This is a genomic window from Nocardia aobensis NBRC 100429 (assembly GCF_000308375.1).
GTDB lineage: Bacteria > Actinomycetota > Actinomycetes > Mycobacteriales > Mycobacteriaceae > Nocardia > Nocardia aobensis.
This window is the reverse complement of sequence record NZ_BAFQ01000142.1, coordinates 99,304-110,605: the sequence shown is the minus strand read 5'-3', so window position 1 is coordinate 110,605 and position 11,302 is coordinate 99,304. Positions and strand designations below refer to the sequence as shown.

The 11,302-nt window shown below is 67.4% G+C and carries 11 protein-coding genes; 3 read left to right on the top strand and 8 right to left on the bottom strand.

Annotation, left to right across the window (positions count from 1 at the left end; all coding sequences use genetic code 11):
* The 5 genes from RJ03_RS18625 to RJ03_RS18605 form a co-directional block, all read right to left on the bottom strand.
* A partial coding sequence (locus tag RJ03_RS18625) for a beta-ketoacyl-[acyl-carrier-protein] synthase family protein (protein WP_036504116.1) occupies positions 1–822 on the bottom strand: 822 nt, incomplete at its 3' end.
* A gap of 10 nt (positions 823–832) precedes the next feature.
* On the bottom strand, positions 833–1,882 hold the full coding sequence (locus RJ03_RS18620; RefSeq protein ID WP_036504114.1) for a 3-oxoacyl-ACP synthase III family protein: 1,050 nt from the start codon (positions 1,880–1,882) through the stop codon (positions 833–835).
* Positions 1,883–2,299: 417 nt separating this feature from the next.
* Positions 2,300–3,406 carry a galactokinase gene (gene galK, locus RJ03_RS18615; RefSeq protein WP_083871033.1) on the bottom strand — a complete coding sequence of 369 codons (1,107 nt, stop codon included), beginning with the start codon at positions 3,404–3,406 and terminating at the stop codon, positions 2,300–2,302.
* Positions 3,403–4,464, bottom strand: coding sequence for a galactose-1-phosphate uridylyltransferase (galT, locus tag RJ03_RS18610; protein ID WP_036504180.1), 1,062 nt, complete (start codon positions 4,462–4,464; stop codon positions 3,403–3,405). The genes galK and galT overlap by 4 nt, the downstream gene beginning before the upstream one ends.
* Positions 4,465–4,622: 158 nt before the next feature.
* A complete protein-coding gene (locus RJ03_RS18605; RefSeq protein WP_036504112.1) occupies positions 4,623–5,027 on the bottom strand; it encodes an Rv1352/Rv1906c domain-containing protein in 405 nt (134 codons plus the stop codon).
* 725 nt (positions 5,028–5,752) lie between these two features.
* Between RJ03_RS18605 and RJ03_RS39080 the strand changes: the two genes are divergently transcribed.
* Positions 5,753–7,192 carry an N-acetylmuramoyl-L-alanine amidase gene (locus tag RJ03_RS39080; RefSeq protein WP_036504109.1) on the top strand — a complete coding sequence of 480 codons (1,440 nt, stop codon included), beginning with the start codon at positions 5,753–5,755 and terminating at the stop codon, positions 7,190–7,192.
* Between the two features lie 76 nt (positions 7,193–7,268).
* Positions 7,269–8,318, top strand: coding sequence for a CobW family GTP-binding protein (locus RJ03_RS18595; RefSeq protein ID WP_036504107.1), 1,050 nt, complete (start codon positions 7,269–7,271; stop codon positions 8,316–8,318).
* A 3-nt stretch (positions 8,319–8,321) separates the two neighbouring features.
* Here RJ03_RS18595 and RJ03_RS18590 read toward each other — a convergent pair whose 3' ends face one another.
* Complete coding sequence (locus RJ03_RS18590) at positions 8,322–9,233, bottom strand: LLM class F420-dependent oxidoreductase (RefSeq protein WP_036504105.1); 912 nt, start codon at positions 9,231–9,233, stop codon at positions 8,322–8,324.
* An 87-nt stretch (positions 9,234–9,320) separates the two neighbouring features.
* On the opposite strand from RJ03_RS18590, the gene RJ03_RS18585 reads away from it, so the two are divergent.
* On the top strand, positions 9,321–9,782 hold the full coding sequence (locus tag RJ03_RS18585; RefSeq protein WP_036504104.1) for a MarR family winged helix-turn-helix transcriptional regulator: 462 nt from the start codon (positions 9,321–9,323) through the stop codon (positions 9,780–9,782).
* A gap of 10 nt (positions 9,783–9,792) precedes the next feature.
* Here RJ03_RS18585 and RJ03_RS18580 read toward each other — a convergent pair whose 3' ends face one another.
* Together RJ03_RS18580 and moaCB are read right to left on the bottom strand one after the other, a co-directional pair.
* The gene (locus tag RJ03_RS18580) at positions 9,793–10,218 is read right to left on the bottom strand and encodes a molybdenum cofactor biosynthesis protein MoaE (RefSeq protein WP_036504103.1); all 426 of its coding nucleotides are present in this window, start codon (positions 10,216–10,218) and stop codon (positions 9,793–9,795) included.
* Entirely contained in the window at positions 10,211–11,260 is a 1,050-nt protein-coding gene (gene moaCB / locus RJ03_RS18575) for a bifunctional molybdenum cofactor biosynthesis protein MoaC/MoaB (protein ID WP_051024842.1), read from the bottom strand. The genes RJ03_RS18580 and moaCB overlap by 8 nt, the downstream gene beginning before the upstream one ends.
* Positions 11,261–11,302: the final 42 nt, after the last annotated feature.

Here is an 11,302-nt window from a genome sequence, read left to right as displayed (position 1 = left end):
GGTATCGAAGCCTATGAGCGAATCCTCCTCCACCGCACGGTGATAGGCCAGCGGCAGCGAGGCGGTGTGCGGATCGCCGGCGGACAGGTCGGGGGTGCGGACCGCCCCGATACCGAGGGTCTCGGCCAGCAACTGCGGGAACTTCGGCGTGGGTGTGGACGCGATGAGAACCGTTGCGTCGGCGTCGATTTCGTCGGCGTCCAGGGCGCGGCGGCCGGCCTCGGCCGCGACCTCCAGCAGCCGATCCTCGAATCCGGGTTCGCGTTCCACCGTCATCAGTCCGCGCCCGGCCGTACCCATCGTGGTGACGTCGACATACGACTGCACCGCGGGAGAGCCCGAACCCGCGACGGTGTGCACCCGGCCGAAGCCGACCGGCTCGTCGGTGTGCTCGAGCAGCAGCGCGGCACCGGCGGTGGCGTAGGGGAATTCGTCGTCGGCCGCCGATCGGGCCAGTGACGGATGGGTGTCCCCGGAGACGATCAGGACGTGGCCGGACCCGGCGGTCTCGAGAATCGACTGGGCGACCTGGACCGAGTTGAGCACACCGGTGGCGCCGTTCATCAGGTCGAAGGAGAACGAGCGCGGATCGCCGAACCGGTAGTCCAGTCCGATCCCCGCCTCCTTCTGGATCAGCGCCGACACCGCCGGTTCCACGGTGTTGGAGTCGCGGAAGATGCCCGCGTTGATGAGCACCCCGACCTGCTCCGGCGCCACCCCGGCGCGTTCGAGGCTGCGGCGCGCGGCTCGGCCACTGTGCTCGACGATGCTGAACGTGTCGCCCTCGCGACTGATTCCGGTGGATGTGATGGCAACGCCCATGACCAGTACCTCAGACCTTCAGCGACGAAATCGTAGTGGACAGGAAGCCGCCGACCACACCGGAGGCGGCCGGAACCATCAGCAGTTTCGAGCCGGCCGGGATCTCCCCGCGGCTCAGATGGTCGTGCAGCACGATGAAATGCGAAGTGCTGGAAGTATTCCCGTATTCGGTCAGCACATTGAGGTCGGGCGGCATCGGTGCGCCGAATTCCCGTTCGGCGATGGCGTTCATGTACGGGATCGCCGCCGCGCCGAACTGATGGTGGATGACGAAGTCGAAGTTCTCCTCGGCGAATGTGGTGCCGCGCTTGTCGTAGAACATGCGCTGGGTGTCGGTCCACAGCAGGAAACGCGCTTCGTTGTGCATCTTGCGGTTGTCGGTATAGAGCGCGACGCCCTGGGATTTGTCACTGGGCATGCCCAGGCACAGGTGGGAGAACTCCGAGGCGGTGACCAGCTCGATGTAGTCGATACGGTCGGCCTCGTCGACGGAACGATCGAGCACCACCGCGGCCGCGGAATCTCCCACGGTGAGCGATGCGAATTGCAGATCGTATTTGTCGGAAATTTCGCGCACTGCGGTATCGGCGATCGGAGTAATGGCTTCGCCGCTCACCACGATGCCGTTGCGAACCATTCCGGATCGAATCATACGATCGAGAATGTATGTTCCGCTGAGCATTCCCGCGCAGGCATTGGAAAGGTCGAAGGTGATCGCGTTCTGCGCGCCGATCCGTTGCGCCAGAGCCGAGGCGAACGACGGCTCCATATATATTTTGCCGGCATCCTTACTGCGGGTGATGGAGGTGGAGATGACCACCTCGATCTCCGAACCGGAGTACCGTGACCTGGATAAACACTCGTCCAGCGCCTTGCCGGCCAGGACGAACGAGTCCTCGTAGGATTCCGGGCGGGTGTCGTGAACACGGCGCTCGCGCACACCTGTGATCTTTTCGAGATCGAAGGCGGGTGGTACGGCGAGGCGCGATATCAATTCCTCGGTGGTGACCCTTTTTTCGGGTAGATATGCGCCGATCGCTTCGAAACGAGAATGCGGCACGCCGCCTCCTGAATTGACATGACGAATGCTTACGGAATTTGTTCGGGACGTGATGCTACCCGAGAGTAACTAGCGCATTCTTGATCCGCATCTCGAGGCTTCGACGCGGTGCGGGCGCAGAAGATGTATTTGTGACAGCAAGTCGCAGAAAATAGTAACTATTCAGCTATCGATGTGAGTCGCCTCTACGACGGCACTTTGCCGCAGTGGGCTGCACATCGAGCATCCCGCTAACTGGCAGAGTGTCGGATTATTGGTGAAACTTCACATCGGCCGGGGCCGTCGATTGTGAGAGACCTCACCGGCTCCGGGGGCTGCCGTGCCCCGGCTCGGCCGAGCCGTGCCATGTCCGCGCGCGGCAGTCGCGGCAGCACGAGGTTCGGTGCGCGCCAAGGCCATTGCGGCTCGGCCGCGTGATCAGGAAATCCGCCGGGCTCCGGCGGCGGGCACGGCGGCGAAGAATCGCGGTGGTGAGAAACCGTCGTCGCGAAATCGCCGCCGGACGGCGGCCGCGATCGACTCGGTGCGGTCGATATCGGTCACGGCGATGATGCTGCCGCCGAAGCCGCCGCCGACCATGCGCGCACCGTGGGCGCCGGCGTCGAGCGCGGCCGCCACCGCCGCATCCAGTTCCGGCGTCGAGACCTCGAAATCGTCGCGCAGCGAGGCGTGGGCGCTGGTCAGCAGCGGCCCGATCGCGCGCGGATCGCACCCGTCGCGCAGCAGTCCGACGACGGTCAGCACCCGGGCGTTCTCGGTGACGACGTGGCGGGCGCGCCGCCGCAGCACCGGATCCACCAGGCGCTCGGTTTCCGCCGGATCGGTGACGGCCCGCAGCGAATGGACGCCCAGGGCGTGCGCGGCCTGCTCGCATTCGCGCCGGCGGCGGCCGTACCCGCCGTCGGCCAGCCGGTGCGGGGTGTCGGTGTCGGCCACCAGCAACTGCAGCCCGGCCGCGGCGAGATCGAAGGGAACCTGGGCGGAGTCGCCGGTGGCGAAGTCCAGGAACAGGGCGTGCCCCGCCGTGCAGAGCAGCGACGCGGACTGGTCCAGGGTCCCGGTCGCGGCGCCGACGTACGAGTTCTCCGCGGCCCGACCGATGTCGATCAGCTCCGCACTGTCGGCGTCGATCCCGAACAGATCGCGAATCGCCAGTGCGACAGCGCATTCCAGCGCCGCCGAGGACGACAGTCCGGCGCCCACCGGCACCGCCCCGTCGATCTGCAGCACCACCCCGGACAGTGCGTGCCCGCGGCGCCGGTATTCGTGCACCACACCCAGCGGATAGCGGGCCCAGCCGGTGACCGCGGATTCGGCGAGGCCGTCGAGCGATTCGCGAACCTGCCCGGCGTGCTGTTTCGAACTCACCCGCACCGCGCCGTCCGTGGTGACCTCGGCGGTGCAGGTCACGACCTGGGGCAGCGCGATCGGCAGGGCGTAACCGTCGTTGTAGTCGGTGTGCTCGCCGATGATGTTGACCCGGCCGGGCGCCACCCATACCCCGCGCCCGGGTGCCGCGCTCACCGCACCTCCCGCAACTCGGCGGCCACCGTCTCGGGGGTGGTGTCACTGATGAACACGTTCATCCCCGATTCCGAACCGGCCAGATACTTCAATTTGCGCGCCGTCCGCCGGATCGAGAACAGCTGCAGGTGCAGCCACCAATCATCACCGGGGACACCGGATTTCGGTGCCTGGTTCCACGCCGAGACATAGGGCATGGGGGTGTCGAACCGGCGCGCGAAGCGTTGCTGCACATCCAGGTACAGATGTGCGAAACCGTCGCGCTGAGCATCGTCGAGGTCGGGAATGTCGGCCACCCGGCGGTGCGGATAGAGCTGGACCTCGTAGGGCCAGCGAGCGAACGGCGGTACGAAGGCGGTCCACTCCTCGTTCGCCGCGACAACTCGGATACCGGCGGCCCGCTCGGCGCCCAGCAGATCGCCGAACAGATTGCTGCCGTGCGCCTTTCGATGGCGGGCCGCGTTGGCGACCATCGTCGCCGTGCGCGGGGCGGGGAAGGGGTAGGCGTAGATCTGGCCGTGCGGATGCGACAGCGTGACGCCGATCTCCTCGCCGTGATTCTCGAAGCAGAACACCTGGGCCACGCCGTCGAGCTCCCCGAGCTCGGCGCTGCGCTGGGCCCACGCGTCCACCACCAGCCGTGCCCGGCCCGGATCGAGCCCGGCGAACGAACTGTCGTGGTCGCTGGTGAAGCACACCACCTCACAGCGGCCGAACCCGTTGCGCAGCAAGGTCTCCGGCGACCCTTCGACATGGTCGGGAAGTTCGGCGCGGCCGGTCGACAGCGACGGAAAGCGATTCTCGAACACCGCCACCTGGTAGTCGGCCTCGGGAATTTCGGTGGGATGGCCGGGGCGTGAGGGGCACAGCGGGCACAGATCCGCCGGTGGCAGGAAGGTCCGGCTCTGGCGGTGCGAGGCGATCACCACCCACTCGTCCAGCAGGGGGTCGAAACGTGCCTGGGAATGCGTGCTGGTCCGGGGCAGGTCCCGGGTGTCGGTGGCGGTGCGCGGCACCGCCTCGCTGTCGAAGTAGATGATCTCGCGGCCGTCGGCCAGCGACCGACGACTCACCACCGGACTCGGCCGCGCCATCGCATCCCTCCGCTCGATCCACCGGATCTCAGCGGACAGTAACACCGCGGCCGCGGTGGCCGGCGGGTGCCGGATCCGGCGCGGCGCATCCGATCGGACGAACCGCGCCGGATCGGCCGCGCTCAGTACTCGCTGCCGAACAGCCCTCCCGGCCCGTAGGAACCGGTCGGCGGCGGCGCCGGCATCATCACCCAGCCGCCGCAGTTGGCCGAGGCGAACGCGACATCGGACGATTTGATCAGCACCCGCACCGGAGTGATGTGGGTGCGGTCGCTGGCGACGATGGCGGCGTTCGGGTCCGGCGGATCACCGGGTTCGGGGATCTTCCACAGGCGCTCCCAGGAACAGTCGTGCGCCGGGTCCGCCGGCCCCGCGGACTGATAGATACCGGGCGCGATATCGACCCCGACCCGGTACGTCCCGTCCCCGGGGATGGTCGTCGCCGGATCGGCGGCCGCGGAGCCTGATCCGAGCATCGTCACCGCGGACGCGACGGTCCCGGCGATCACAAACGTGCGTCCACGCACGGCGGTCCTCCTCGATCTCGCAGACGGCCGTCGACTATCGGGCGGCCGGAGAAGATCCCCGCATCTTCCGGGGCCTTGGTCTATCAGAATTCCGATAGGCGCGGACCGGATCGATGAAATATCTGGAGATTCGACAACGCCCGGGGAACGGCGTGTGGGAGGTCCGGAAATGCCGTCGCTGAACGTCCCCGCGGGATCCCCTCGCGCCCACGGGGACGGCACCCACATGCGGTTCGACCGCCGAGGTGCGAGATGGGAACGTACTGCAGCGTCGACAGCGAGTGCAACACAACGGTATTTCAGAATTAAATTACTCTGGCGAATCATCCCGATTCAGCATTCCGGCTTTTTCGCTCGCGGGCCTGGATATCGGCGGATTACGCGGAATCGAACGGCGGCAGCGACATTCGGGCAATGATGCGCATTCGGTTCGGATCCCGCCGGATGTGGCCAGCGACACAAACCTGCCGGTTGTTCCGCGACGCGGGCGGTCCGGGCAACAGTGAGATAGCTCTGAAATGTCCGTTTCTCGCCGGGGCTGACATCGGATTCGCCGTGCGACCGGCGTGTCTGCGGAAATGGCGTGTCACTACTGCTCTGATAGGGGTAACGGTTCAGTAACTGAGCTTGCGCATGTGATGCTGCCGTTGCAACAGTGAACCACTGGGTTTGATGTTACTAGTGGGAAGGGAGGGGTGTGCCCGTCCCGGGTGCGCCGTCCGAACATGAACCATCCACGCATCATCAAGACCGGAGTCAGGCTCGCCGTCGCCGCGGTCACCACGGCCGGTGTGCTGGCGCCCGCCGCCGCTCTCGCCGCGCCGGCCGCGCCCGCAGATCCCGATATGTCGACCAGATTGGCGAATAAGACGGTATTTCTGGACCCGGGCCATCAGGGTACGAACCACTCCGAAGACCTCAATCGTCAAGTGAACGACGGGCGCGGCGGCACCAAGGAGTGCCAGACGACGGGAATGACCAGCCGCGGCGGCGTGCCCGAGCACACCATCAACTGGAATGTGGCGCAGCTGGTCCGGCAGTCGCTCGAGGCGCTCGGCGCGCATGTCGTGATGAGCCGCCAGGACGACACCGGCTGGGGCGGATGCGTCGACGAACGCGCGGCCGCCGCCAACAGCTCCGGCGCCGCGGTGGCCGTCAGCATCCACGCCGACGGCGCCCCGGAACAGGATCACGGATTCCATCTGATCGTGCCGCAGTTGCCGGTCCCGGACGCCAAGGCGAATCAGGCGCAATCCGGCCCCGGCCAGGTCGCCACGAACGCCGTGCGCGACGCCTACAAACAGGCCGGATTCACGCCCGCGAACTACGCCGGCGCGGTCGACGGTCTGCAGACCCGGTCCGATATCGCGGGTCCGGCGCTGACCGAGGTGCCCGATGTCTTCATCGAAATGGGCAACGGCGCGAATGTCGACGACGCGACAATGCTCGAGTCGCCCGACGGGCAACTCAAACACGCCATCGCGATCACGACCGGGCTGGTGAGTTATCTGATCGGAGTGGCCCCGGGCGGTACGTCTCCGGCCGCATCGCCGGCCGACAATCCCGCGAGCGCGCCGCAGGCCGGTGCCTCGGAGGGCACCACGTCGCCGAGCACCACCCCGCAGAGTCCGGCACCGCAGAATGCCGCGCCGGAGAGTGCGTCCCCGCAGGGGGCGACGACGCAGAATTCGGACGCCCAGAATTCGGCCCCCCAGAGTTCTGGCACCCAGAGTTCTGGCGGTCAGAGTCCCGGCGCTCAAAATTCGGTTGCACCGCAGCAGAATTCGGCAACCGACGCGTTGCGTGGCGCGCCGAACTCCGGCACCACGCAGTCCGCACCGGCGTCCACCACGCCGAACACGACGCAACCGGGATCGAATCCGGCGGGCGCTCCGGCCGGCACCTATCACACGGCGCCGGGGACCTATTCGACCACCGATCCGGGCACGTCGGGGGCCTCGCCGCAGACCTCGACCGCACCCGGAAACAACGGCACCCAGAAGACGCCGCAATCCGGTTCCGCCGCCGGTAATCTCGCCACCACCGCGATGCGGCTGCTGCTGCCGCTGGCGAAATCGCTGGGCCTGGGCGACGGTGCGCTCGATTCCGAATTGGTGAATCTCGCCTACACCCTGGTCTCCACCCTCCTGGGGCCGAGCAAGTAATCGGCCCCGTTCGTGCCCGCCCCTCCGCACGAAGGGGCGGGCACGTCCTCGTCCGGGCCTGGGTAAGCTCGGCCGAATGGATCGGCGCATACCTGTTCTGGTGGTCGCGGGATTTCTGGGAGCCGGTAAGACCACGCTGCTGAACCATCTGCTGCGGCGACGCGAGGCCCGGATCGGGGTCGTGGTCAATGACTTCGGCGCGGTGAACATCGACGCGATGCTGGTCGCGGCCCAAGTGGACGCCATGGTCTCGCTGGGCAACGGCTGTGTGTGCTGCGCGGTGGACGTCACCGAACTCGACGAGATGTTCGCCCGGCTCGCCGAGCCGCGCCACGGCATCGACGTGATCGTGGTGGAGGCCAGCGGCCTCGCCGAACCCCGCAATCTGATTCGTATGGTCATCGGCAGCGACAATCCGCGCATCCGCTACGGCGGACTGATCGAGGTCGTGGATGCCGAGCATTTCGACGACAGCCGCGCCCGCCATCCCGAATTGGCCAAACATCTGCGCCTGGCCGATCTGATCGTAGTGAACAAGGCCGACCGGGTACCGGCCGCGCGGCTGGACGCATTGCGCGCCGAGATCGAGCGGATCAGCGCGGGTGCGCCGGTCTATGCCACCGCGCACGGCCGCATCGATCCGCCGCTGCTGTTCGATGTCCCCGAACGCGGCGAATCGACGGTCGCCCGGCAGTTGTCGTTCGACGAACTGCTCGACGATCACGACCACGAGGAAGCCGGCCACCGCCATCTGCACGACGGCTACGACAGCGTATCCTTCACCACCACAACCGATCTCGATCCGCGCCGCCTGGTGGGTTTTCTGGAGGATCCGCCGCCGGGGTTGTTCCGCGCCAAGGGCGCCACCGCCTTCGGTGTGGGCGGTGAGAGCCGAAAGTTCCTGCTGCACATGGTCGGCCGGCATGTGGTCTTCGAGCCGGCGGCGTGGTCGCGCGGCGAAACCCGCGAAACCCGTTTGGTACTCATCGGATCCGGTCTCGATCCGGAATCCGCGACCGCCCGTCTGCACGCCACCGCCCACACCGGACCCGAACCGCTGGACGAACAGGCGTTGCTGCCGGTGTGGCGGTATGTGCCGAGGGACGATACGGATCGGAGCGCCTGAATATCAGAGGGCGTGAATATCGGGCGCTATTTCGATGAGGCGTTCCAGGCGCGGCGGGGTCCACGGCCCGTCCGGTCCGAGAATCACGTGGTCGATACCGGTGGCGGCCAGTGTTTTCAGATGCTCCAGCACCGGTCCGTGATCCGCGTCGATATCCAGGGCCGTGGTGACGGTCTTCTCGATCGTGGAATAGTCGCGGCCGATCTCGTCGCATCGGCGACGCAGCACCGTGAGTTTGTGCGCGAGATTGTCGGCGTAGCCGGTACCGGGGAGGTCGAAGAGATTGCAGGCGTCGGCATATCGCGCCACCAGCGGCAGGGTTTTGCGTTCGCCACTGCCGCCGATCAGGATCGGCGGATGCGGGCGCTGGATCGAATTCGGTGAATTGAGCGGCCGCGCCAATTCGTAATGGTTGCCCCGATACGGCGTCTCGTCCTCGCTCCACATGCGGTGTGCGATCTGCAGGAGTTCCTCCAGCTGTTCGAAGCGTCGCGGCAGGCGCGGGAACGGAATGCCCAGGCCCTCGGCCTCGAATGTGGTGCGTGGTCCCATCGGTTCCGGATCGAAGGGCGCTCCGGCGCCGACGCCGAAGATCAGGCGGCCGCCGCTGAGCACGTCGAGGGTGGTCGCGGATTTGATCAGCACGCCGGGGTGGCGATACGGCACCGCCGTGACCAGGGTGCCGAGCCGGATGCGGTCGGTGATTCCGGCGAGAAATCCCAGCGCGGCATAGGCCTCGAGCATCGGCGACTCCGGCGGATGGCCGCTGATGCCGATCTGGAAGAAGTGGTCCATCACCCAGAGGCTGTCGATTCCCGACGCGTCGGCAGCCTGCGCGAGTTCCGAGACCGCGGGACCGATGCCGCTGCCCGGGACCGGCCAGGAGAAGTCGGTGAGTGCGATGCCGATTTTCACGTATGTCTTCCGTTCAATGTTGTTAGCCGGACAACGACTATAACGTGAGTCGGCTAACGAAAACAATACCTCTACGCTGAACACACCATGACCGACGACGACTTCCAGACCGCGTTCTGGTCCACCAAACACGCCCTCGCCGTGGCGGCGGCCGCCGCCTATGCCCGGCACGGTGTGTACGAGGGTCAGCAGTTCATCCTGCGACAGCTCTGGCAGGAAGACGGTCTGACGCCCGGTCAGGTGGCCAAACGACTCGGGCTGGCGACGCCCACGGTCACCCGGGCGACCACCCGGATGGAAGCGGCCGGCCTGGTCCGGCGCGAACCGCATCCCACCGACCGCCGACTGGTCCGTCTGCACCTGACCGCGCGCGGGCGCGACCTGGAGCACGAGATCGAAGCCGAGAGTGCGCGGCTGACCGAACGGGCGCTGATATCGTTCAGCGCCGCCGAACGCGCAGCGCTCTTCCGGGCGCTGCGCCGCATCGAAGCGAATCTCACCGAGACCGCGCCCGCCGCCGAGGCGAACCCCGGCCGGGAAGCACGCTGACTGCGCCGGCCTAGCCGCAGGCGTTGACCCACTCGGACATGCCGTCGGCGAACAGCTGGCGCTTCCAGATCGGCACCTCGTGCTTGATGCGGTCGACCAATTCCGCGCACGTCTCGAAGGCCTCGCGGCGGTGCGGCGCGGCGACCGCCACGGTGATCGCCAGATCGCCGACGGTCAGCGCGCCCACCCGGTGCACCGCCGCGACCGGCAGGCCGGCGGACTTCCCGACCTCGGCGCACACCCGGGCCAAGAACTTCTCCGCCTCGGGGTGGGCCGAATACTCCAGGGCCGAAACCGCTTGTCCGCCATCGTGATCGCGGACCTTGCCGGTGAAGACGACGACCGCGCCGTATTCGGGTCCGGTGACCGCGCGCTCGACCTCCTCGGGCTGCAACGGCTGATCGCTGATGCGGGTGAGCGGCGTGTACTCACTCATGGCGGCCTCCTCCGGCGACCTGGGCCAGCAGATGATCCAGCAACGGTTCCAGGACCGCGATCCCGTCGCGGACCCCACCCGGTGAACCGGGCAGATTCACGATTACCGTAGTGCCGGACAGGCCGGCGACGCCACGGCTCAAGGCGGCCAACGGAAACGCGGCCGTGCCGCGCTGGCGGATCAGCTCGGCCACGCCCGGCAATTCCCGATCCAGTACCGCCAGCGTCGCCTCCGGAGTGGCATCGGAGGGCGAGGCGCCGGTGCCGCCGGTGGTGATCACCAGTCCCGGCGTGCCGTCGAGTGCGTCGCGCAGGCCGGCCTCGATCTCGGCATCGGCGTAGACCAGCGGGCCGCGTACGGAAAAGCCCAGTCCCGCAAGCCATTCCGTCAGAACCGGACCGGTTTTGTCGACCCTGGTACCGGCCGCGACGCCGGTCGAGGCGACGACCACGACCGCGGTCCGGGAGCCCTCGCCGGCGTGCGTCGCGTGGCGCGGGTCAGCAGGGGAGTGGGCGCCCCGGGGCGATTCCGTGTGACGGTGAACCGGCTGGTCCTCGGTCGCCGCTCGGTGCGCGTGGTGTTGTGTATCCGCCGTGGGCGCGGCGTGCGGCCTATCCGGTCGCTCCCAATGACCGTGCTTACCACCGTCTTTCGTCAGCAGGCGCACACCGTCCAGGACGGCCGCCGGATCCACCGCCTTCACCATGTCGTGCAGCGTGAGGCCGGCGATCGCGACCGCGGTGAGCGCCTCCATCTCGACGCCGGTGGGGCCCTTCGTCTTCGCTCGCGCTTCGATGGTGATGGCGGATTCGGCGAAACCGAAGCGCACATCCACCGACGACAGCGCCAGCTGATGGCACAGCGGAATCAGCTCCGAGGTCTTCTTCGCCCCGGAGATACCGGCGATGCGGGCCGTCGACAGCACATCGGCCTTCGGCAAATCGTCCGCGCGCACCAGCGCCACCACCTCGGGCGTCGTGCGCAGCAGGCCGGCGGCGACGGCCACCCGTGTCGTCTCGGCCTTGGCGCTCACATCGACCATGCGCGCCCGGCCTTCCGCATCGACATGCGACAAAGCCGCGGC